This is a genomic window from Ruminococcus sp. D54t1_190329_F1, from assembly GCF_015551645.1.
GTDB classification, from domain to species: Bacteria; Bacillota; Clostridia; order Lachnospirales; family Lachnospiraceae; genus Blautia_A; species Blautia_A faecis.
This window is the reverse complement of sequence record NZ_JADNDC010000032.1, coordinates 13,801-34,696: the sequence shown is the minus strand read 5'-3', so window position 1 is coordinate 34,696 and position 20,896 is coordinate 13,801. Positions and strand designations below refer to the sequence as shown.

Here is a 20,896-nt window from a genome sequence, read left to right as displayed (position 1 = left end):
TCAATTCACCACCAGCATTTTATTATTACTTCTGTCTAAATCCCTATAATTTAAAATTCTTTTTACATCTTCCAGCCGAATATTTTCCACTTCAGCCAGGTCTGCACTGGTTCTTGCCAGACGAAGTAATTTATGTATTACCCTGGCACTGTAACCATATTTCTCACTGGTCTCTTTTAGAAGCTGTCTGGATTTTTCATCTAAGACACAATATTTTTGCAGCAATGCTGTAGACATTTGTGCATTGCAGTTTATTCCTGGCTCGTTTTGATATCTGATTTGCTGAATTTCTCTCGCTTTTTTTACTTTCTCCCGTATTTCCCTTGAAGTCATAGTATAACTTTCCTGTTCCTGTTCCAGTTCAAAGTAATTTACCGGTTTTACTTCCTTTTGGATATCAATTCTATCCATAATAGGTCCGGAAATTTTCCCCCTGTATTTTATAATTTCATAATCTGTACATCGGCATTTTGATCCTGTAAAATAACCACATGGACATGGATTCATAGCTGTTATGAACATAAAATTAGAAGGAAATGTATGTGTTCCATTCACTCTTGAAATACATACCTGCTTATCCTCAATAGGCTGCCGCAGCGCATCTAAAGTACGTCTTGGAAATTCGGCAAGTTCATCTAAGAAAAGAACTCCATTGTGTGCAAGCGACACTTCTCCCGGCAACGCATTCGCACCACCACCGATCAACGCATTCAATGACGCATTATGATGCGGAGCACGAAATGGTCTATGCCTTATCAGACCATGCCCATTTGGAAGTATTCCTGAAATGCTATATATCTTTGTAACTTCCAGGCATTCCGCTTCTGTCATTTCCGGAAGAATAGTCGGAATCCTCTGTGCAATCATTGTTTTCCCACACCCTGGTTCTCCTATCATCAGCATATTATGCCCTCCAGCTGCCGCTAATATGACTGCATCAATCAATTCTTTCTGTCCTTTCACATCAGCAAAATCTACTACTTTTTCCCAATCTTCCTGCTCCATCTTATCTGACATACGATTTACATCAACATTTTTTCCCTCTAAAAAGCGCACTACCTCACTCAAATTCTGTAGTCCGATAATCGTTACTCCCTGGACAAGTTTAGCTTCTTTCAAATTTTCTACTGGAATGATGACTTTTTTTATTCCATTACGCTGTGCTGCAATAATCATTGGCAGAATTCCATGACAAGCCCGCAATCTTCCATCTAGGGAAAGTTCTCCTATAAATCCATATTCAGAAATATTTTTAACTGCCATATCCTCATTTTGCTGTAAGACACCAATTGCCATAGCGAGGTCAAAATGAGAACCACTTTTTTTCTTATCACTCGGTGCCAAGCTAATAATCACACGTTTTTTGGGAAAGATATATCCAGTTTCATCAATTGCCGCCTGTACACGTTCCGATGCCTCTTTCACTGCCTGGTCTCCCAGCCCTATAATCGAAATCATTGGCTGTCCTTCCAGTGTTTTTATTTCTATATCAACTGGATAACCATCAATTCCATCGATTGCAAAACATTTTACCACGGAAGCCATAGTTCGTTTTCCCCCATTCCTGTTCTGATTTCATTCTCTTCTATATAATATTTCTGCGCTGCATTTTCCACAAAGTCCCGATAAGCGTAAACCCCTTTTTTCCCAAAATAGGAAAGTGTTTTTTGTTTTTCTGTAATCTTATCATCCTGCAGATTTATAATAGTTCGATAAGAACTCCATTTATAATCTTCAGGATGCTCTGTCATCTTCGCCTTAACTGGATTTAGATGAATGTAACGGCTTGTCTGTAAGAAATATTCATCTGTTTCCACCAGACATGATTTATATCGGTCTTCAAAAACATGTCCCTTATATGAATGTCTGTGGTTATAATACATTGCGTATTTTCCAGCAAGACTCTTCATAAACTTCCCAATTTCTACGTTCTGACTCTCTGCAAGCAGATGGAAATGGTTTGTCATCAGACAGTACGCATGTATGTTACATTTTTTCTGCTCCGATTCCTTTTTTAATATCTCCAGAAATACCTGGTAATCAAATTCATCTTGAAAGATTTCCAGTCTCCGTATTCCCCGCTCCATCAAATGATAAATTGCTCCTGGAAACCATATTCTCAATTTTCTTGCTATCTTTTTTCTCCTTTATCTTTATTTATACTATCATCTATGATATTTTCTTTAAAAGGGAAACATACTGTTTCCCTTACTGCCACATTTACTCTTCTGTTCCTTCGCATACCTTTACTTCGATATGCTTTCCCAATGCTGAAGCATATTTCTGCAATATAATTAATGTCGGAATCCTTTTCCCTTTTTCCAGACGTGCCACATTCGAGGTCCGAATTCCTGTCATATCTGCTATATCCTGTTGTGTCAGCCCTTGCCGATGCCTTTCCTCTACAAGATCGTCTATTACCTTTGAGGATTTCTCTAATGTAATCCTTTGAATTGCCTCAGTATATGCCGCTAAACGCTTCGAGCAAATTTCTTTTTCTTTTTGGTAATCTTTCTGGTTCATTTCGATATCGTAATCCATATCTCATTTCCTCTCGTTTTGCACTATATGGATTATATCACAAATGATATATTTTTCAAACACTATTTGAAAATTTTATTTTTTCTTTATGGGGTCTGACCCCGGGTAGTATTCTGTACCAAATAAATACTTACCGCAAGCTTTTCTCTTTTCTTCTGAGTAATAACAAACGGTTTGCTATAAAAAATCTGTTTTCCCAATGGCGATTTTCTAACTTGTTCATAAGTTACAGAATAATAATCAATAATCCGCTCTATATTATTCTTTGTTAAAATCCTTGCAACGGTGTACAAAGGGAACATAATAAAAAACTTAATAATGGACTGCCAATCTTACACAAAGTACCGCCCAAACGAGACTACGGGCGGTATTTTTGTATCATGGCGGAGAAAGGAGGAACTTCCCACGGGGGCTTGACTGAAAAGTTGAGCCCCTTTTTTCATGCCAAAAAACAGGAGGTAAATGCTTATGGCAGATGATAAAACCACAAAAACGCCGGAACAGCCGGTAACGGATACCGGACCGGGCAAAGAAACACCGCCTACTCCCCCAAAAGAGCCGGAGAAGGTTTCCGTTTCCCCGGAGCCGGAAAAAAAGACGGAACCGGAGGTAAAGAACCCACAGGTTTCTGTCTATAACTTCGCTGAAATTATGAAAGAAAAGAAAGCAGAGGAACGGGCGGCAGCTCCCGGCGTGGAAAAGCCTGACCCGACAAAAGTGGAGAAACCGGAAAAGCAGCCGGAGGCTCCCAAAAAGGCTGAGGGAAAACAGGAAAAGCCCAAAGAGCCGGAACCGCCGAAGCGCCGGGGCCGTCCCCCGAAAGCAAATAAGGACAAGGACGCAGCCCCGAAGTCCAAAGCTCCCGCACAGAAACCGGAAAAGGCGGTCAAAAAGGAACCGGAGAAAAAAACGGCTCCAACGATACAGGCCGCTCCCGCTCCGAAAGGACCCGAAAAGCCAAAGGATGCTCCACGCCGGGGCAAGGAGCAGATCGTCTATATCAAGCTGAACGAGCTCTACGCCTTCAAGAACCATCCCTTTGAGGTCCGGGATGATGAAGAAATGCGGGCTATGGTGTCCAGCGTCAAGGACAAGGGCGTGACTCAGCCCGCTATCGTCCGTCCCCGTGAGGATGGCGGCTATGAGATCGTGTCCGGCCACCGCCGCCAGAAGGCCAGCGAGCTTGCCGGATATGCGGATATGCCCTGTATTGTTCGCAATCTGACGGACGATGAAGCCATCACGCAGATGGTCGAGGACAATCTCAACCAGCGTGAAGAAATCCTCCCCAGTGAGCGGGCCAAAGCCTTGAAAATGCAGCTTGAGGCCATCAAGCACCAGGGCTCCCGCACTTCGGGCCAGATTGACCCGAAGGACGCAGGAAAACGCTCCAACGAAATTGTAGCCGAGCGCAATAAGATGGCGGTCAAGCAGGTGCAGCGGTATATCCGGCTCAATGAGCTGGTTCCCGACCTGATGAAGCTGATGGATGAAAAAAAGCTGGGCTTTACTACGGCGGTGGAGCTTTCCTATATCGGCAAGAAGAACCAGAACTATATCGCCGTTGCCATTGACAGCCAGCAGTCCTCTCCTTCGCAGGCGCAGGCAAAGCGTATGCGTGAGCTGGACGAAAAGAAGTTGCTCAACGGGGATGTGATCGACGGCATTATGATGGAGGACAAAAAGGAGGTAGACAAAGTGATTTTGACAGGTGCGGAACTGAGCAAGTATTTCGGCAAGGAAACTACGCCGAGGGAAATGAAGGACCAGATCATCAAGCTGCTGGACGACTGGAAGGGTCAGCAGAAGGAACATGAAAAGCCGGAGAAGAAAACCGAACAGGAAAAGTAAGCCCAAACTTCGGGTCAGCATGGCCCGAGGATTGCGGGGCTCTGCCCCGCGCCCCGAAGCTCTGGAGATATAAATTATTCCCCGTCGCCAGTTATTCCGTAGCATAGCCGGGAAAATCAGTCAAGGGCAGCGCCGCCGCAGGCGGTGCCAGAGGCACCCTTGACGGATTTCTCCCGGTTATGCTTTTTCCCGGTCAAGCGACGGGGATATAAATTCTCCAGAGCCGTTCCCCTTCCCGGGGGAAGGGGCGGAGGGGTTGGGCGATACCTTGCTTTTCCCTAAACCAAAACAGAAATGGAGGCTCAACCAATGAAACGACCTTTAGCGTACCTGACCGCCGCATGGAGCGGCGAGCCGGATGTTGATATGGAGCTGGCGGCCCACTACTGCCGTCTTGCTTATGAGGCGGGCTTTTCCCCGATCTGCCCGCTCTTGTATCTGCCGCTGTTTTTGAATGACAGCGTTCCCGAGGAACACAAGGCCGGGATTGATATGCGCCGGGATATGCTGCGGCGCTCCCACACCCTGATCGTCTGCGGCAGCGCTGTGGATGAGGATGTAAAAAACGATATTGCGGTTGCCGGGCGGCTGGGCATTGCGGCGACCACACTGGAAGGGGTGCTTGCCGTGAAGGGACACGGCACCCCGGGCCATGCCGGACATTAAGCTGGGAAGCCTTTTCGACGGGATCGGCGTGTTCCCTCTGGCTGCTTCCCGGTGCGGTATCCGTCCGGTATGGGCCAGCGAGATTGAAAAAGCGCCCATCTCCATAACCAAAAGGCACTTTCCCGACATGGTGCATTTGGGGGATATTACGAAGGTGGACGGCGGGAAAATCCCACCTGTCCATATAATTACCTTCGGTTCCCCCTGTCAGAACCTTTCTCTGATTGGCAACCGCTCCGGCCTTGCCGGGGCAAAATCAAGCCTGTTCTATCAGGCGTTTCGTATCATACAGGAAATGAGGGATGCTACTGATAACCTATATCCAGCTATCGCTGTTTGGGAAAACGTCATGGGAGCGTTTTCTACAAATGACCGGATGGACTTTAGAGCCGTCTTATCCGCCTTCTCGGACACCGAAGTTCCAATGCCTCCTTCGGGAAGATGGGGAAACGCCGGAATGGTGCGAGGGGGAACGCCTGATGTGTGCTGGCGACTCATGGACGCCCAGTATTGGGCAGGCTCCCGAAGGCTGGCACGAAGGCAGCGGATTTTCGTCGTGGCGGATTTTGGAGGCAGACGTGCCGCAGACATACTATTTAAGCCCCGTCCAATGCTCCCACTTCCTCCGCCTTGCGGAGAGGGCGGGCGGGCCGCCGCCGAAGGAGATCGAACAGCTTCTTTTGAAACAGGGCGGCAGATACCAGTCATCCACCCCTTTCAGTGCTTCCGTATGCGGGGAGCGGCAAAAAGGCAGGAAGAAACGGCCTTCCGAAACAGCTTCGGATTACCAACTGACCCTTTTCCCACTCTTTTAGCCAGTGATGTAACGCCCTTTGCCTTCTGGTATGAGGGCGACCCGGAGGGCGGCTGTATCCGTTTTCTGACGGAAACAGAAAGTGAACGGCTGATGGGGCTGCCGGAGGGCTGGACAAAGTACGGGGCGGACGGCATGGAGATCCGGCCTCTGCAACGCTACAAGGCGCTGGGAAATGCGATTGCCCTCCCTTGTGCCGATTACATTATGGCCGGGATCTATGAGGTGCTGGCTGACCGGGCCGGAAAGGAGGAATAAGCCCATGTTTGAAGCCTATATAACCAATACAGCCCTATACCCCTTAATGGGGATTGAGGTAGGGACAACGGTACATTTCCCCATGACGACACAGGAGTTGCAGGCCGCCCTTGCCAAAATCGGGATAGACGGGAAGCGGTACAGCGAAGTGTTCTTTACCAGCTTTGACAGTGATGTGCTGGGGCTCTACGATCATCTCTACGAATGTGAGAACATCGACGAGCTGAACGAGCTGGGCCACGCCCTGCTGGAAGTACGGGATAAGGGCGGACTGGAAACCTTTGAAGCCGCTCTTGTCTTGGGAAACCACACAAGGAGCGTGAAGGATTTGATAAACCTGACGCAGAACCTTGACCTTTACCGCTTTTACCCGGATATTTCCGATGATGAAGGGCTGGGCCGTCTTTACGCCGACGAGCTTGGGACTATCGACATACCGGAGTACATTCAGAACTACTTCGATTATGAGGCATACGGGCGGGATGTGCGTATCAACGAGGGCGGCGTATTCGCTCCCGGTGGGTATGTGTCGGCAGTCCCGGAGGGCTTCAAGGAGTATTATCACGGACCGCAGGACATCCCGCCGGAACACCGGATATTTGCCTATCCCGAAAAGGCCGAGCCTGTCCACTCCATTCTCGCCGCACTCAAACGGTTTCAAGAGGCTCCGCCCGCTCCGAAAAAGGACAAGGCGGAGCCTTCCCATGAAGAACGGTAGGACTTCGGGCCAGCATGGCCCGAAGCATAAAGGAGGTGCATACCATCAACTATTACCCTATCAATGAAGGAGCCGCCCGCCGGGCAAAAGAAATGAACAGCTTTTCCGACTACAAGGAAGGGAGCGCAACGGCGGAATACCGGGCAATGGTGGACAAGGCCGCCGCCATAGCGGAACAGCAGAAATCGCGGGTGGACCCCATGTACCATGAGAAGATCGACCATCTGTTAGACACCTACGCCCGCAAGCTGGCCGAAAACATGAACCAGGGCTTTGCCATTGACGCAAGGGTTCCCTCTATGATGATCGCCGGACCTGCCAATTTCCCGGTGGGAAAGAAGGAAAAACAGAACCGGGCCCGGGACAGCAACATGGAGGAATGGCGGTATATTCAAGGGCTGTTGGATAAGATACGCAGTACCGGCATGGGCGGGATCAGCGCCGATGACCCGGCAGCGATTGAAAAGCTCCAGAAGAAGCTGGACGGGCTGGAACGCTCCCAGCTCATTATGAAGGAGGTCAACGCCTATTACCGCAAGCATGGCAAGCTGGATGGCTGTGCGCTGCTGGTGCCGGACCAGATCGAAAAGCTGAAAGCAAGCATGGCGTCAAGCTGGCGGAGCGATCCGAGGCCCTTTGAAAGCTACCAGCTTACCAACAACAATGCAGAGATCCGCCGGGTAAAGGCCCGTATCGAACAGCTTTCCAAACAGGCACAGCGGGAGTTTTCCGGCTGGGAGTTCGACGGGGGCCGTGTGGAGATGAACCGGGAGGACAACCGCTTGCAGGTATTCTTTGATGGAAAGCCTGACGCAGACACCCGGGCCGAGCTGAAAAGCAGCGGCTTTCGCTGGGCTCCCAGCGTGGGCGCATGGCAGAGGCAGCTCACGGACAACGCCATCCGGGCGGCTGACCGTTTGGAATGTATCAAGCCGCTGTCCGGCGAAAAGCCCTCCCAGCTTCAAAAGAAGCCCTCTATCTTGCAGACCATGCGGGAACAGGGCGAAAAAGTCCAGACGGAGCCGGAAAAGAAAGCTCCGTCCGGCAGGGATGCCGAGCGGTAAGCCTCGGGCCACATTGGCCCGAGGCTTTCTGTTTCCCGAGATTGTACGGGGGCCTCCCGGATAGCGGGGACCCCGACGGAAAGGAGGTTTTATGCAGGAAGAAGTAAACAAAAAAACGGTTGCCCTTTCGATCAGGACAACGAAGCTCACGGGAAAAGTGCTGGCTGCCGCTCTTGGGAAGGTAGCGCGGGCACTGCAAAAGCACCACCGGAAGGCGCTGACCCCGCAGGGACGCCAGAGCGTGAAAAAGCTGATGAACCACTATGGCGGCAAAAGCACCATGCCCTATGTGGGAGCCCCAAAGGATTTTGACCGGATTGCGAAGGAGTTCCATGTGGACTACGCTTTCCATAAAGTGAGCCCCGGCCATTACCTGCTGTTTTTCAAAGCCAATCAGGCGGACGCTATCACGGCGGCCTTCCAGAAGTACAGCGCAAAGGTGCTGAACAAAGAGCAGGACAAGGCTTCCATCCTCGGCCAGCTTCGGAAATTCACGGAGCAGATCAGGACACAGGCAAAGGAAAAGCAGCGGACCAGAGAGGCGGTGAAGGACGGACGTTGAGTGACAAGATCAGAAAATATGTGCTCCCAAACCTGCCGTACCTCTTTGTGTTCTGGTTCTTCTCCAAAATCGGGACGGCCTACCGGATCGCCCCCGGCACAGACTTCGGGACAAAGCTCGTGGGGATGCTTGATACCTTCCCCAAAGCCTTTGAAACCTACTGGCCGGGGCTGGGCGGTATTGACCTGCTGGTGGGCCTTGCCGGTGCGGTTGGGGTGTATCTGCTGATACAGTCAAAGATCAGGCAGGCGAAAAAATTCCGGCGGGATGCGGAGTACGGCACCGCCCGCTTTGGAACAAAGGAGGATATAAAGCCGTTTGTTGACCCTAAATTTCAGAACAATGTCATTCTGACCGGGACGGAGTTCCTTACCATGAACACCCGCCCGAAGATTCCCGCCAATGCCCGGAACCTAAACGCCTGTGTCATCGGCTCGTCCGGCTCGGGAAAGACAAGGTTCTGGCTGACCCCGCAGCTCCTTCAAGCCCATTCCTCGTATGTGGTGGTAGACCCGAAGGGCGGCACCCTCGACCAGTGCGGGCGGTTTCTGCAACGGGAGAAATACAGGGTGCGGGTGTTCAACAGTATCGACTTTTCAAAATCCATGCACTACAATCCGCTGGCCTATATCAAGACGGAAAGCGATGTTTTGAAATTCGTTACTGCTCTGATCGCCAACACCAAAGGCGACGGCAAGGAGGGCGACGAGTTCTGGACTAAAGCTGAAACCCTCTTGTACTGCGCCCTTGTGGCCTACATCGTCTTTGAGGGGCCGGAGGAAGAACGCAACATGAATACGCTGGTGGAAATGATAAACAGCATGGAAGTCCGGGAGGATGACGAAACCTTCAAAAATGCGGTGGACTATATGTTTGACGGGTTGGAACGTCGCAGCCCCCAGCACTTCGCCGTGAGGCAGTATAAGAAATACAAGCTCGCCAGCGGCAAGACAGCCAAAAGCATCTTGATTTCCTGCGGTGCAAGACTGGCTCCCTTTGATATTCCCCAGCTTCGGGAGATCATGTCTTATGACGAACTGGATCTGGATAAGCTGGGGGATGAAAAATCAGCGCTGTTCTTTCTTATCAGCGACACGGACACCACCTACAACTTTTTGGTTGCCCTCGCTTTTTCGCAGATGTTCAACCTTCTGTGTGAACGGGCTGACAACACCTATGGCGGGCGTCTGCCCTACCATGTGAGGGTGCTATGGGACGAGGCTGCCAACACCGGACAGGTGCCGGGGCTGGAAAAAATCGTGGCTGTCATCCGCTCCCGTGAGATCAGCCTGACGCTTTTTTATCAGGCAATGAGCCAGTGCAAGGCATTGTACAAAGACCATTCCGAAACCATCATGGGAAACATGGACAGTATCGTGTTCCTCGGAGGCCGGGAGGCTTCCACCCTAAAGGATATTTCGGAAAACTGGCTGGGCAAGGCCACCATTTCCATGCAGACCGAGGGTCGCAGCCGTGGACAGTCTGAAAGTTACAGCCAGAATATGCAGCGGCTTGGCCGGGAGCTGATGACCACCAGCGAGATCACCACCATGCCCGGAGATAAATGTATCTTGCAGCTTCGGGGGCTCCCGCCTTTCCTGTCCCCGAAGTATGACTTGAAAAAGCACCCGAATTACAAGTACACAGCCGAATTTGATAAAAAGAAAAACGCCTTCCGCTTGGAAAGCCTGTTCCGCCACCGGCCATTGAGACTAAAGCCGGAGGACGAATACACGGTGTACGAAGTGGACGGCTCCGACACGGACGAAGAAGCTGACCTGTTGAATTTCGATGATCTGGACAGCGACGAGTTTGTGTAACTTCGGGCCATGATGACCCGAAGCGCCGCCGATGTGGGCGGCTTTTTTTGTACCCAAAACCATCAAACAAACAAAATGGAGGAACGTATATGGAATTTTTCAATCAGGCAATCGACATTCTTAAAATTCTGGTCATGGCTCTTGGCGCTGGTCTGGCGGTATGGGGCGTCATCAACCTTCTGGAAGGTTACGGGTCGGATAACCCTGCGGCAAAATCACAGGGCATTAAGCAGCTCATGGCGGGCGGCGGTGTCGTTCTGATCGGCCTTCAGCTTATCCCTCTGCTGTCCGGCCTGTTCAGCTAAGTGTCACCCGTTGTCCCTTTTCCAGAAAAGGAGCTGATGTATGGACTTTATCATCGACGCAATCGTTGAATGGCTGAAAGGTCTGCTCGTCGATGGTATCATGGGAAATCTGGATGGCCTTTTCGATAACGTCAATCAGAGCGTTGGCGAGATCGCCACACAGGTAGGCACGACCCCGGCGGACTGGAACGCCGGGGTCTTTTCCATGATACGACAGATCTCCGAAACTGCCATTCTGCCAATCGCCGGGGTCATCCTCACTTTTGTTATGACCTATGAACTGATACAGATGCTCATAGAACGCAACAACCTCCATGAAGTTGACACATGGATGTTTTTTAAGTGGGTGTTCAAAACCTTTGTGGCTGTGATGATCCTGACGAATACCTTCAATATCGTGCTGGCGGTCTTTGATGTGAGCCAGCATGTGATACAGCAGTCAGCGGGCATTATCCAGAACGGGACAGAGATCACGCCGGATGTGCTGGACAGTCTGCGGACAGAGCTTGAGGCGATGGAGTTAGGCCCTCTGTTCGGACTCTGGCTCCAGTCCTTCCTGATCCAGCTTACCATGATTGCCTTAAACATCGTGATTTTCGTCATCGTATATGGCCGTATGATTGAAATTTATTTACTCACAAGTTTAGCGCCTATCCCGTTTGCCACAGTCCCCAACAGGGAAACCGGACACATGGGGCAGAACTATTTCCGCTCCCTCTTTGCGGTGGGCTTTCAAGGTCTATTGATCTTAGTCTGTGTCGCCATCTATGCGGTGCTGATCCAGAGTATCGCCACCGACGGCGACCCCATCGGGGCGATCTGGGGCTGCGTGGGATATACGGTGCTGCTGTGTTTTACCTTATTCAAAACAGGCAGTCTTGCAAAATCCATCTTCGGCTGCCATTAAGAGACTTCGGGCCATGCTGACCCGAAGCGGAAAGGAGGCGGTATGCCTCGGCGTTACAAACAGGGTGCGGACGGACAGCCGCACCCGGCTTTCTATGGAAAGCTCCCCGAAGAATTTTCTAAAGCAGACACCATGCGCTTTATGGTGGAAACCGATCTGAAACTGTCCGGGTGCGTATCGGCGGACACGCTGGCGGCACTCCGGGCGGAAGGCTATGACTACAAGGACGGGAACCTTGTTCCCGCCGGAAAGGAGAAAACCATGCAGGAAAAGGTTGCAAACACCACCCCGGCCGCACCGTTGAAGCTGGATGTAAGCGTGCGGGTCATCGAACCTGTGAAAAATCTGATGGGCTTTGCCAGCGTGAAATTCAATGACTGCTTTGTGGTGGAAAATCTGAAAATCGTACAGGGCAGCAAGGGCCTCTTTCTTGGGATGCCCAGCCAGCCGGACGGCAAAGGCGGCTATCGGGATATGGCCTACCCTGTCACAAAGGAGTTCCGGGAACAGCTCAATACTGCTGTTCTGCAAGCCTATGAGGCAAAGCTGGAACAGATGGCGGAGCGCGGCTCTGTGGGGCGTGCGTCCATCAGCGACCAGCTCAAAGCCGGAAAAGCGGCTGCCGAACAGGCAAAGGCAGAGCGGCCTCCGAAGGAAAAGCCCAGCCGCAGTGCAGAGCGTTGACCTCGGGCCATGCTGGCACGAAGCAGAAAGGAGGCGGAAACCATGCCACGCAAACGGACGGGCTATGACGCGGCCTGCTATTACGACGGAAAACTGCTGGGCCGCTATACCAAAGCGGACAGCGACGCCTATACCCTGTTGATGAACGCCTGCGGCGGGGAGGCTGCCCGTGTCCTTCGGGAATATGCCTATTTTTCCCCGGAACTTCGCGCCATATTGGAAAATGCGGCGCTCATGCAGGCAGACCGGAGCCGGACGGGCGGAATGTTCCATGCGCCGAAAAGCTCCCCGTGGGGCGAGGTGCAGAATTGTGAAACCCTCTGTCCGGGGGTGTTTTTGGTATCTACCGCCAGCCACGGCGGAACGATGGTGGCAAACGAGGTAGCCGCCGTTCTCTCCCCAGCGGCCAAAAAATGCGGCTTCAAGGACAAGGGCTATATTTGCTATGAGGAGGACGCACAGGAAAGCGTAGTGCTCCGGGAGCTGCTGGACAAAAAGCTGTGGAAAATCCCTGACCGCATTAAGGACAAAGGACAGTTTGAAGAAAAACTCAATCAGTCCATCCGGCAGTATCACCCCGAATACTGGCGGGCAAGGCAGAGCGGACGAGAGGCCGCCGAAGCTGCCCGCAGCACAGCCCCGGCCAAAGAGGCCGCAAGATAACCTCGGGCCATGCTGGCCCGAAGCAATAAAGGAGGTGTACCAAAATGGCCTATGTGCCAGTACCAAAAGACCTTTCCAAAATCAAGACAAAGCTGGCCTTCAACCTAACGAAGCGCCAGCTTGTTTGTTTTTCCAGCGCAGCGGCGGTGGGCCTCCCGGCTTACCTGTTTTCCCGTGGCAGTATCGGGAACAGTGCCGCCATGTTCCTGATGATCGGCCTCATGCTCCCGTTCTTCTTTCTGGCTATGTATGAACGAGACGGTCTGCCGCTGGAAAAAGTGCTGAAAAACATCATCCGCACCCGGTTCCTCTATCCCCGTGTGCGGCCTTACAAAACCGAAAACTTCTATGCGCTGCTTAGCGCCAGAAAGGAGGCGCAGCCGATTGCGAAACAGCAGAAGGGCCGGAAAGCCCGCAGGCAGAAAGCCTGAAAAGCAGGGCCTTACCGGCCTGTTCACGAAAGGAAAGAACATTCCCACCACCGCCCAGCAGACCCTCCCTTACCGGGAAATGTACCGGGACGGGGTGTGCCGGGTAGCGGACCGCTATTACACCAAAACCATTGAATACGAGGACATCAACTACCAGCTCGCACAGTCCGAAGATCAGGCAGCCATCTTTGACGGGTGGAGCGCCTGCCTCAACTACTTTGACAGCAGCCTTCCGTTCCAGCTTTCCTTCCTCAACCACCGGAGCCGCCCGGGCAGCCGGTACAGCGTGAACATCCCCATGCAGGACGATGATTACAACAGCGTCCGGTGTGAGTATGTGGAAATGCTGGAAAACCAGATCGCCAAAAGCAACAACGGCATTGTCCGCACAAAGCTCCTGACCTTCGGCGTGAACGTGGACGACCTTCCCACCGCCAGGGCAAGGCTGGAACGTGTAGAGGCGGACATTTGCGGGAACTTCAAAAAGCTGGGCGTCAAGTGCCGTTCCCTTTCGGGGCTGGAACGGCTGGAGCTTCTTCACGGGCAACTCCACCCCGGCAGCGGCTCCCCCTTCCGGTTTTCATGGGATATGATCCCCAAAACCGGGCTTTCCACCAAAGACTTTATCGCCCCGGACAGCTTCGATTTCCGTTTCAGCCGACTGTTCCGGGTGGGGACGACCTGGGGCGCTGCCTCTTACTTGCAGATTTTGGCCTCGGAGCTCTCGGACAAGCTGCTGGCGGAGCTTTTGGAAATGGATGCGGAAATGACCATTACCCTCCATATCCAGACCGTCGATCAGGCCGCCGCCGTAAAATCCATCAAGGCCAAAGTCTCCGACATTGACAAGATGAAAGTGGAGGAACAAAAAAAGGCAGCCCGGTCAGGGTACGACATGGACATACTCCCGCCTGACCTTGTAACGTACAGCAACGACGCAAAGACCCTCTTGGAAGATTTACAGAGCCGGAATGAAAGAATGTTCCTTCTGACCTTCCTTGTGGTAAACATGGCCCCGACCCGCCGGGAGCTGGACAACGACCTGTTCACGGTGTCCGGTATCGTCCAGAAATACAACTGCACCTTGAAGCGGCTGGACTTCCAGCAGGAGGACGGTTTTCTTTCCAGCCTTCCGCTGGGCCATAACGGCATTGAGATCAAGCGCGGCATGACCACCAGCTCCACGGCCATTTTCGTTCCCTTTATGACGCAGGAGCTCCGCATGGATGGCGAAGCCGTCTATTACGGGCTCAACGCCCTTTCCCATAACGTCATCATGGCAAACCGGAAAAAGCTCAAAAACCCCAACGGCCTGTTCCTCGGTGTGCCGGGCTCCGGTAAATCCTTCGCCGCAAAGCGGGAGCTTGTGAACGTGTTCCTTGCCACAAAAGACCGCATTATCGTGGTGGACCCGATGGGCGAATACTCGCCCCTTATCAGGCGGCTGGGCGGACAGGTCATCGAGATCGCACCGGACAGCCCCCACCACATCAATCCGATGGACATTGATTTGAGCTTTGACGAGGAAAACCCGATGGCGCTGAAAGCCGACTTTATCCTGTCGCTGATGGAGCTGATCGTCGGCGGCAAGGACGGCTTGCAGCCGGTGGAGCGTACCGTCATTGACCGCTGTGTGCGCCAGATGTACCGGGAACACTTGCAGGACCCGGAAACAAGCAAAATGCCGACCCTCCAAACCCTGTATGACCTGCTCTGTTCCCAGCCGGAGGGCGAGGCGGTGCGGCTGGCGACGGCCCTTGAAATTTATGTGTCGGGCTCCCTTAACGTGTTCAACCATGAAACCAATGTGGACTTAAACCGCCGTCTGGTATGCCTTGACTTAAAAAAGCTGGGGGCCGGGCTTCGGACGATTGCCATGCTCATTATGCAGGACTTGGTAAACTCGCAGGTGTCCATGAATTTCCTCCGCGGTATCGCCACATGGTGTTACTTTGACGAATTTCATGTGCTGCTCCGTGACCGTCTGACGGCAAGCTATTGTGTGGCGATCTGGAAAATGCTGCGAAAAAAAGGGTGCGTTCCCAGTGCTTTAACGCAGAATGTAAAGGATTTTCTGGCAAGCCCGGAGATCGAGAATATCTTTGAAAACTCGGACTTCCTTGTGCTGCTCTCGCAGGCACAGGGCGACCGGCAGATTTTAGCCAAACAGCTTGGGATCAGCCCCCACCAGCTTTCCTATGTGACCCATACCAATTCCGGCGAAGGGCTGCTGTTCTTCGGGAATACCACCATCCCGTTTGTTGACCGCTTCCCGCAGAATACCGAGCTGTACGCCATTATGACCACCCGCCCGGAGGACAAAAAACAGGAAATGAACCGGGCATAACGCACTTCGGGCCATGCTGGCCCGAGGTTTGGAAAGGAGGGATACATCATCGGAAAGAAACCGGATAAATGGAATTTTCAAAGGCCGGGGCCGACGGAGGATACCGGGAGCAATCGCCCCGGACCGGCTGAACGGGAAGGGCCTTCCCCCGCACCATCCCGACGCCTGCGGTTTAAGGACGAGGATACCGGGCAGGACAGTCCTTCGGGCCATGATGGCCCGAAGTCCAAAAGCGGCAAGTTTCAAGAGGACAGACGGAAAAGCCGTCCCTCTGACCGCATGAGGCAGGAAGATGAAGCGAGCAGGCCGCAGGATACCGGCAAGGCACAGGAGCTGGAGGGCTCCGCCGAGAAGGCCGGGAGCAAAAAGGACAAGTACCAGAAAGCACAGGCAAAAGCGGAACACGCCGGGGAAAAGCTGGGAAAGGCCCGGGAGAAACTGGACAAGACCGAGGCAAAACGGGCAGCGAAGAAGCCGCCGGGGCTTGCGAAGAAAGCTGTCCGGGGAGCCCGCACCGAAGCATGGTTTTATCTCCACAACAAAATCCACGAAGTTGAGCATGAAAATGTGGGTGTGGAAGGAGCCCATAAGTCGGAACTTGTGGCCGAGGCCGGAGCCCGGAAACTGACCCGGTATGCCAAACGGAGATACCGGGAACACCCGGCCCGGAAGGTGGCAAAGTGGGAACGGAAGGACATAAAAGCCCGGGCCAATGTGGATTTTCAAAAGATGGCCTCCGAGCACCCAGAGCTTGCCAGCAATCCGCTTTCCCGTGTGCAGCAGAAATGGAAACTGAAACGCCGGTATTCCAAAGAAGCAAAGGCGGCTGCAAAACAGGGCGCAAAGGCCGCAAAGAAAACCGCTGCCGCTTCGGGAACTGCGACCCGGCGGGCGGCGCAGTTTGTGACCCGCCATCCCGTGGCGGTGCTGGTCCTGCTCCTGCTGTTGCTGCTCTGTTTTCTTGTGTCGGCGGTAAGCTCCATCTTCCCCACGCTTGGCAGCGGCCTTGCCAATGCGTTATCCGGCACCTCCTACGCCTCGGAGGATACGGACCTGCTGGGCGTAGACGAGGACTACACGGCACTGGAAAACGAGCTGGCGCAGACGGTAGCGAACATTGAAAGCACCCATCCCGGCTATGACGAGTACCGCTATTCCGTGGACGAGATCGGCCATAACCCCTATGAGCTGGCGTCCTATCTCTCGGCAAAGTACCATGTGTATTTCCGGGAACAGGTGCAGGACGAACTGCGAGAAATCTTCGAGGCACAGTATGAGCTGACCTTGACAGAGGAAGTCGAGATACGCTACCGCACCGAAACCAGCACTGACCCGGAGACCGGGGAAACCACCACCGAGGAAGTCCCCTATGAGTATTACATCTTAAATGTGACCCTCACAAACAAAACACTGCCTGCCGTGATCCTGCCGAGGCTTAACGAACAGCAGCGGGAAATCTACACCGTTATGCAGCAGCTCAAAGGCAACAAGCCCTATCTGTGGGAAGGGATTTACAACGGCGGCGAAGATACCGGCCCCAGCTATGAGATACCCGGCGAGGCGCTGGATGACCCGGCTTTTGCGGCGCTCATGGAAGAAGCCACAAAGTACATCGGCTGGCCCTATGTGTGGGGCGGCTCCAGCCCGTCCACCTCCTTTGACTGTTCGGGCTTTGTCTGCTGGGTGTACACGGCCAGCGGCGTCCACAACCTGCCCCGTACCACGGCGCAGGGCATTTACAACCAGTGTGCTATCATTTCCCCCTCCGAGGCAAAGCCCGGCGACATTATCTTTTTCACGGGAACCTATGACAGCCCCGGCCCTGTATCCCATGTGGGGATTTATGTGGGCGGCGGGATGATGCTTCATTGTGGTTCGCCCATCCAATACGCAAACATCAATTCAAGCTACTGGCAGACACATTTCTATGCCTTCGGGCGTTTGTGAGCCAGAGGAAAGGAGTCCTTGCATGAACAAGATCGACAAGCTCGATAAGGAACTGGAAAAAGCACGGGAGAAGGCTGCTGAGTGGCAGGCCAAAATCCGGGAGTTGGAAAAGCAGAAACAGGAGGAAGAAAACAGCCAGATCGTGCAGGCGGTGCGCTCCCTTAAACTGACGCCCGCCCAGCTGATGGCATTTCTGAATGACCCCAAAAACAGCCTTACCGCTTCGGGCCATACTGACCCGAAGCCGGAGGCACCCGAAAAGGAGGACACAGCCCATGAAGAAAATTAAATACCGCAGGCTGGCGGCGATGGCTGCCAGCCTTTTGTGTTGCCTGATCTTTACGGTCCCGGCCTACGCCCAGAGCAGCGAGCCGCAGCCGGAGACAGCTCCCGCCCCGGCAGAAACCGAAGCAGAGCCGGAAACCCAGAACCCCTTTACCCCGGACGGGACGGGAACCGTGGTGGACAACGCCACCGACGAGGATGGAAAGGAGTTCTACACCATCACCACAGCAGACGAGAGCGTGTTTTATCTGGTGATCGACAAACAGAAAACCAGCGAGAACGTCTATTTCCTCAATACCGTTACCACAGACGACCTTCTGCCTCTTGCTGAACAGAGTAAGGAACCGCCCAAAGAAGTGACCCCTGAGCCAGAGCCAAAGCCCACTGAACCGGTGGAGGAAGTACCGGAACCCAAGCCGGAGAAAAAGGACAGTCCCCTTCTCTCTCTGCTCCTGATCGGTGCGGTGGTGCTGGCCGGCGGTGGAATTGGTTACTATTTCAAGATTTACAAGCCGAAGCATGAAGCCCCGGATTTGGAAGATGATTACTGCGAATATGAGGACGGGGAGCTGGAGGAGATCGCAGAGGAACCCGAGGACGAAGATACCCCGCCATGGGAGGAAGATACGGAGGAATGAGAATGAATTTTACAAGCAGCCCTTTTGAACGAATGATGAAGGAAGTACCGCACCCCGGCTGGGACAATGACGACCCTTGTAAGGGATGCCGTTATTACAAGGAGTGCAAAGGAAAGAAAAAACAGTGCCGGAAGAAGTTCCGGGCGCTGATCGTGGAGCCCCGCCCTTCGGGCCATCGTGGCCCGAAGTCTTAAATGGACGCCCGGGAGCTGACCCGTGACGAGAAGAAGAAAATCCGTTCCCTTGTCACGGGGATGTGCGCCAACTATGACCGGGAAAGCGGCCTGTGCCTTCCTCTGGACTGTGCCTGCTATATGCTGCACAAGTGCTGGACAGGGGCGTACTGCCGTTATTTCCGTGAGGCTGTCCTGCCCCTTGACCCGGAGCTTCAAGCGGCGCTGACAACGGAAGGCATCTCCCCGGAGCTGCGGGCCTGTGCGGTCTGCGGAAAGGTATTTCTGCCCGAGGGGCGTCAAGCCTACTGTTCCGACGCCTGCAAAGCCGAAGGGAACCGCCGGAAAAGCCGGGAACGCATGAGGAAAATGCGGGAGAAAAGGCCGGGCGGCTGTTACGATTTGCCGCCTCCAAAGGCTTGACATTCCGGGCTTTTTGGAGGGTGTTTCCGGGGTGGGAATATCTTATTACATTTCTCCCCGGTCTGCCCTCTTATTTCGTAACATCCAGCACTTCGGGTCATGTTAGCCCGAGGCACAGAAAGGAGGGATCTCTTGGAGACAGTACAAGGATATGTGATTTTGAAAGCTGCCACCTTTGAAACCGGACACGGCTTTGCGCTGGGGCATAATCCGGGAGCGCCGAGCCCCTTTGTGACCTGGCAGTTTACCGAGGGGGAAAACGGCCATCGGGATTACTACTGGGGCCGCTATGGAACCAGTCAGGCGTGGGCGCAGAGGGACTTTGACCGCCGGGTGGACGACTATCAGCAGCTTTACCATGCGGCGGTCAAGCATACCGAGCTGGGACCGGAGGGCGTTTACCGCTATTATTCCACCCAGCGGCCCGTGGACATAGGAACTTACCCGAAGCCGCCGGATAACCAGCCTCTTTCCATCGTCAACTACGATGACGACAGGCGGCGTCCTGTGGCAGACGGCAGGCTGATGGCATGGGGCGAACTGACCTATGCAAAGCCGCTGACCGAAAAGCAGATGGAGGACTACGAGCTGAAACCAGCACCGGGCAATCCTGACCGGGTGCGCCCATCCATTACCGCCCGGCTTAAAGAAGGAACCAGAGGGCAGAAACCCCCGAAGGAGCCCGGCCAGAAGCGGAGCCATAAAAACCATGAGGAACGATAAAGGAGGATCGTTATGCACGAAAAAGACAACTATCTGAAAACCGCCGAACTCTCCACGGAGCAGAACTGCAACATGATCGACGGCGTACCCAACAATACGCCCATCCCGCCCACGCCCCCGGAGCTGGACGCAAAGCCGCTGGACAAGGTAAAGGAGCCCAAAGAGCGCCGGAAAGGCCGGGAACTGGAACGCTGATGGAGAACCGCAAACGGAATGTCCATCTGCACGTTATGGTAACGCCGGACGAGCTGGCGGCCATCCATGAGCGGATGGCCGAGGCGGGCATTTCCAATGCCGGGGCTTATGTGCGGAAGATGGCTCTGAACGGGTATATCCTGCACGTTGACCTTGCGCCCATAAAAGAGCTGATCTCTCTGCAAAGACGCTGTTCCAACAATCTCAATCAGGTCGCCGTACACGCGCATACCTACGGCGTGTACCCGGAGGAAATCGACGGATTGAAGCGGGACTATGAAAAGCTGTGGGGCGAGGTGTCAAAGGTGCTGCGGGAGCTTTCCGAGCTGGTGGCAAAGTAAGACGAGGGCGGCAGGCTTCCGTTGCGGGGCTTGCCGCCCTGCTCTTTTTTACCACTTCGGACCAGCATGACCCGAAGGTTTGGGACAGGATTTACTAATCTTTCGCAACATTTATGTCCCCGGGCAGGCATGATAAAATAGAGGTAGAAAGGATAGATAAAGGAGGTTTTGAAGATGAAGATACTGCTGAAAATATTGGTTGCTCCCTTTGCTTTGGCGCTGTCCCTTCTGGCGGCTCTGCTGGTGTTTCTGTTTGAGATTTGTGCCGTCCTGCTGACGATTGCCTCTGTGATCCTGGCGGTGCTGGGTGTCGCTCTTTTTTTCACGCCGACGCCCATAGGCGGGATTGTATTTCTGTTTCTTGCCTTCCTTCTTTCGCCGTATGGACTGCAAGCGGCGGCGGGCTCCCTTCTTTGGGCGCTGGACGGAGGCAAATCCGCTCTGTACCGGTTTCTGGCAAGTTAAGCAGCCTCGGGCCATACTGGCCCGAAGTCGGGGCGGTCTGAATGGGCCGCCCCTTTCTCATGGAAAGGAGGAATG

The 20,896-nt window shown here is 53.3% G+C and carries 25 protein-coding genes; 22 read left to right on the top strand and 3 right to left on the bottom strand.

Annotated features, from left to right (window positions below; translation table 11 throughout):
• The 3 genes from I2D69_RS14540 to I2D69_RS14530 form a co-directional block, all read right to left on the bottom strand.
• On the bottom strand, positions 1-1,545 hold the full coding sequence (locus I2D69_RS14540; RefSeq protein WP_173718819.1) for a YifB family Mg chelatase-like AAA ATPase: 1,545 nt from the start codon (positions 1,543-1,545) through the stop codon (positions 1-3).
• Positions 1,530-2,087 (bottom strand): transposase, encoded by a 558-nt coding sequence (locus I2D69_RS14535; RefSeq protein WP_202017103.1) that lies wholly within the window; start codon positions 2,085-2,087, stop codon positions 1,530-1,532. Before I2D69_RS14535 ends, I2D69_RS14540 begins: the two co-directional genes overlap by 16 nt.
• Positions 2,088-2,220: 133 nt before the next feature.
• Positions 2,221-2,541 carry a helix-turn-helix transcriptional regulator gene (locus I2D69_RS14530; RefSeq protein WP_202017102.1) on the bottom strand — a complete coding sequence of 107 codons (321 nt, stop codon included), beginning with the start codon at positions 2,539-2,541 and terminating at the stop codon, positions 2,221-2,223.
• Between the two features lie 462 nt (positions 2,542-3,003).
• On the opposite strand from I2D69_RS14530, the gene I2D69_RS14525 reads away from it, so the two are divergent.
• The 22 genes from I2D69_RS14525 (at position 3,004) to I2D69_RS14420 (ending at position 20,821) form a co-directional block, all read left to right on the top strand.
• A complete protein-coding gene (locus I2D69_RS14525; RefSeq protein ID WP_195380129.1) occupies positions 3,004-4,392 on the top strand; it encodes a ParB/RepB/Spo0J family partition protein in 1,389 nt (462 codons plus the stop codon).
• Between the two features lie 309 nt (positions 4,393-4,701).
• Positions 4,702-5,058, top strand: a complete 357-nt coding sequence (locus tag I2D69_RS14520; RefSeq protein ID WP_003500157.1) for a hypothetical protein — start codon at positions 4,702-4,704, stop codon at positions 5,056-5,058.
• Entirely contained in the window at positions 5,045-6,130 is a 1,086-nt protein-coding gene (locus I2D69_RS14515; protein WP_144100237.1) for a DNA cytosine methyltransferase, read from the top strand. The genes I2D69_RS14520 and I2D69_RS14515 overlap by 14 nt, the downstream gene beginning before the upstream one ends.
• A gap of 4 nt (positions 6,131-6,134) precedes the next feature.
• Complete coding sequence (locus tag I2D69_RS14510) at positions 6,135-6,848, top strand: antirestriction protein ArdA (protein WP_195380128.1); 714 nt, start codon at positions 6,135-6,137, stop codon at positions 6,846-6,848.
• 14 nt (positions 6,849-6,862) lie between these two features.
• Positions 6,863-7,912, top strand: coding sequence for a hypothetical protein (locus tag I2D69_RS14505; protein ID WP_173829576.1), 1,050 nt, complete (start codon positions 6,863-6,865; stop codon positions 7,910-7,912).
• 91 nt (positions 7,913-8,003) lie between these two features.
• Positions 8,004-8,474, top strand: a complete 471-nt coding sequence (locus I2D69_RS14500) for a PcfB family protein (protein ID WP_173829575.1) — start codon at positions 8,004-8,006, stop codon at positions 8,472-8,474.
• A complete protein-coding gene (locus I2D69_RS14495) occupies positions 8,471-10,294 on the top strand; it encodes a VirD4-like conjugal transfer protein, CD1115 family (RefSeq protein ID WP_195380127.1) in 1,824 nt (607 codons plus the stop codon). The genes I2D69_RS14500 and I2D69_RS14495 overlap by 4 nt, the downstream gene beginning before the upstream one ends.
• Before the next feature lie 89 nt (positions 10,295-10,383).
• The gene (locus tag I2D69_RS14490) at positions 10,384-10,599 is read left to right on the top strand and encodes a Maff2 family mobile element protein (protein ID WP_016306504.1); all 216 of its coding nucleotides are present in this window, start codon (positions 10,384-10,386) and stop codon (positions 10,597-10,599) included.
• Positions 10,600-10,639: 40 nt separating this feature from the next.
• Entirely contained in the window at positions 10,640-11,506 is an 867-nt protein-coding gene (locus I2D69_RS14485) for a VirB6/TrbL-like conjugal transfer protein, CD1112 family (protein ID WP_005927637.1), read from the top strand.
• Between the two features lie 42 nt (positions 11,507-11,548).
• Positions 11,549-12,190 carry a septation protein SpoVG family protein gene (locus tag I2D69_RS14480; RefSeq protein ID WP_195380126.1) on the top strand — a complete coding sequence of 214 codons (642 nt, stop codon included), beginning with the start codon at positions 11,549-11,551 and terminating at the stop codon, positions 12,188-12,190.
• Between the two features lie 9 nt (positions 12,191-12,199).
• Positions 12,200-12,853 (top strand): hypothetical protein, encoded by a 654-nt coding sequence (locus tag I2D69_RS14475; protein WP_195380125.1) that lies wholly within the window; start codon positions 12,200-12,202, stop codon positions 12,851-12,853.
• A gap of 44 nt (positions 12,854-12,897) precedes the next feature.
• On the top strand, positions 12,898-13,284 hold the full coding sequence (locus I2D69_RS14470; protein ID WP_003500106.1) for a PrgI family protein: 387 nt from the start codon (positions 12,898-12,900) through the stop codon (positions 13,282-13,284).
• Positions 13,285-13,303: 19 nt separating this feature from the next.
• A complete protein-coding gene (locus I2D69_RS14465; RefSeq protein ID WP_243026484.1) occupies positions 13,304-15,631 on the top strand; it encodes a VirB4-like conjugal transfer ATPase, CD1110 family in 2,328 nt (775 codons plus the stop codon).
• 279 nt (positions 15,632-15,910) lie between these two features.
• Positions 15,911-17,578, top strand: a complete 1,668-nt coding sequence (locus I2D69_RS14460) for a C40 family peptidase (protein WP_195380124.1) — start codon at positions 15,911-15,913, stop codon at positions 17,576-17,578.
• Positions 17,579-17,600: 22 nt separating this feature from the next.
• On the top strand, positions 17,601-17,867 hold the full coding sequence (locus I2D69_RS14455; protein WP_005927622.1) for a DUF4315 family protein: 267 nt from the start codon (positions 17,601-17,603) through the stop codon (positions 17,865-17,867).
• Positions 17,854-18,501 carry a DUF4366 domain-containing protein gene (locus tag I2D69_RS14450; protein ID WP_195380123.1) on the top strand — a complete coding sequence of 216 codons (648 nt, stop codon included), beginning with the start codon at positions 17,854-17,856 and terminating at the stop codon, positions 18,499-18,501. Before I2D69_RS14455 ends, I2D69_RS14450 begins: the two co-directional genes overlap by 14 nt.
• The gene (locus tag I2D69_RS14445) at positions 18,498-18,695 is read left to right on the top strand and encodes a hypothetical protein (RefSeq protein ID WP_005927616.1); all 198 of its coding nucleotides are present in this window, start codon (positions 18,498-18,500) and stop codon (positions 18,693-18,695) included. Before I2D69_RS14450 ends, I2D69_RS14445 begins: the two co-directional genes overlap by 4 nt.
• Entirely contained in the window at positions 18,696-19,097 is a 402-nt protein-coding gene (locus tag I2D69_RS14440; RefSeq protein ID WP_195380122.1) for a cysteine-rich VLP domain-containing protein, read from the top strand.
• A gap of 132 nt (positions 19,098-19,229) precedes the next feature.
• The gene (locus I2D69_RS14435) at positions 19,230-19,820 is read left to right on the top strand and encodes a hypothetical protein (RefSeq protein WP_217498479.1); all 591 of its coding nucleotides are present in this window, start codon (positions 19,230-19,232) and stop codon (positions 19,818-19,820) included.
• A gap of 12 nt (positions 19,821-19,832) precedes the next feature.
• On the top strand, positions 19,833-20,015 hold the full coding sequence (locus tag I2D69_RS14430) for a DUF4316 domain-containing protein (RefSeq protein ID WP_003500078.1): 183 nt from the start codon (positions 19,833-19,835) through the stop codon (positions 20,013-20,015).
• Entirely contained in the window at positions 20,015-20,356 is a 342-nt protein-coding gene (gene mobC, locus I2D69_RS14425) for a plasmid mobilization relaxosome protein MobC (protein WP_021419845.1), read from the top strand. Before I2D69_RS14430 ends, mobC begins: the two co-directional genes overlap by 1 nt.
• Before the next feature lie 174 nt (positions 20,357-20,530).
• Positions 20,531-20,821 carry a CD1845 family protein gene (locus tag I2D69_RS14420; RefSeq protein ID WP_118564839.1) on the top strand — a complete coding sequence of 97 codons (291 nt, stop codon included), beginning with the start codon at positions 20,531-20,533 and terminating at the stop codon, positions 20,819-20,821.
• The last annotated feature ends 75 nt before the right edge of the window (positions 20,822-20,896 follow it).

Excerpts from the sequence above, each read along its gene's own strand:
- I2D69_RS14540 (WP_173718819.1), bottom strand. The coding sequence starts at position 1,545 with ATGGCTTCCGTGGTAAAATGTTTTGCAATCGATGGAATTGATGGTTAT.
- I2D69_RS14535 (WP_202017103.1), bottom strand. The coding sequence starts at position 2,087 with ATGGAGCGGGGAATACGGAGACTGGAAATCTTTCAAGATGAATTTGAT.
- I2D69_RS14530 (WP_202017102.1), bottom strand. The coding sequence starts at position 2,541 with ATGGATTACGATATCGAAATGAACCAGAAAGATTACCAAAAAGAAAAA.
- I2D69_RS14525 (WP_195380129.1), top strand. The coding sequence starts at position 3,004 with ATGCTTATGGCAGATGATAAAACCACAAAAACGCCGGAACAGCCGGTA.
- I2D69_RS14520 (WP_003500157.1), top strand. The coding sequence starts at position 4,702 with ATGAAACGACCTTTAGCGTACCTGACCGCCGCATGGAGCGGCGAGCCG.
- I2D69_RS14515 (WP_144100237.1), top strand. The coding sequence starts at position 5,045 with ATGCCGGACATTAAGCTGGGAAGCCTTTTCGACGGGATCGGCGTGTTC.
- I2D69_RS14510 (WP_195380128.1), top strand. The coding sequence starts at position 6,135 with ATGTTTGAAGCCTATATAACCAATACAGCCCTATACCCCTTAATGGGG.
- I2D69_RS14505 (WP_173829576.1), top strand. The coding sequence starts at position 6,863 with ATGGCCCGAAGCATAAAGGAGGTGCATACCATCAACTATTACCCTATC.
- I2D69_RS14500 (WP_173829575.1), top strand. The coding sequence starts at position 8,004 with ATGCAGGAAGAAGTAAACAAAAAAACGGTTGCCCTTTCGATCAGGACA.
- I2D69_RS14490 (WP_016306504.1), top strand. The coding sequence starts at position 10,384 with ATGGAATTTTTCAATCAGGCAATCGACATTCTTAAAATTCTGGTCATG.
- I2D69_RS14485 (WP_005927637.1), top strand. The coding sequence starts at position 10,640 with ATGGACTTTATCATCGACGCAATCGTTGAATGGCTGAAAGGTCTGCTC.
- I2D69_RS14480 (WP_195380126.1), top strand. The coding sequence starts at position 11,549 with ATGCCTCGGCGTTACAAACAGGGTGCGGACGGACAGCCGCACCCGGCT.
- I2D69_RS14475 (WP_195380125.1), top strand. The coding sequence starts at position 12,200 with ATGCTGGCACGAAGCAGAAAGGAGGCGGAAACCATGCCACGCAAACGG.
- I2D69_RS14470 (WP_003500106.1), top strand. The coding sequence starts at position 12,898 with ATGGCCTATGTGCCAGTACCAAAAGACCTTTCCAAAATCAAGACAAAG.
- I2D69_RS14460 (WP_195380124.1), top strand. The coding sequence starts at position 15,911 with ATGAGGCAGGAAGATGAAGCGAGCAGGCCGCAGGATACCGGCAAGGCA.
- I2D69_RS14455 (WP_005927622.1), top strand. The coding sequence starts at position 17,601 with ATGAACAAGATCGACAAGCTCGATAAGGAACTGGAAAAAGCACGGGAG.
- I2D69_RS14450 (WP_195380123.1), top strand. The coding sequence starts at position 17,854 with ATGAAGAAAATTAAATACCGCAGGCTGGCGGCGATGGCTGCCAGCCTT.
- I2D69_RS14445 (WP_005927616.1), top strand. The coding sequence starts at position 18,498 with ATGAGAATGAATTTTACAAGCAGCCCTTTTGAACGAATGATGAAGGAA.
- I2D69_RS14440 (WP_195380122.1), top strand. The coding sequence starts at position 18,696 with ATGGACGCCCGGGAGCTGACCCGTGACGAGAAGAAGAAAATCCGTTCC.
- I2D69_RS14430 (WP_003500078.1), top strand. The coding sequence starts at position 19,833 with ATGCACGAAAAAGACAACTATCTGAAAACCGCCGAACTCTCCACGGAG.
- mobC (WP_021419845.1), top strand. The coding sequence starts at position 20,015 with ATGGAGAACCGCAAACGGAATGTCCATCTGCACGTTATGGTAACGCCG.
- I2D69_RS14420 (WP_118564839.1), top strand. The coding sequence starts at position 20,531 with ATGAAGATACTGCTGAAAATATTGGTTGCTCCCTTTGCTTTGGCGCTG.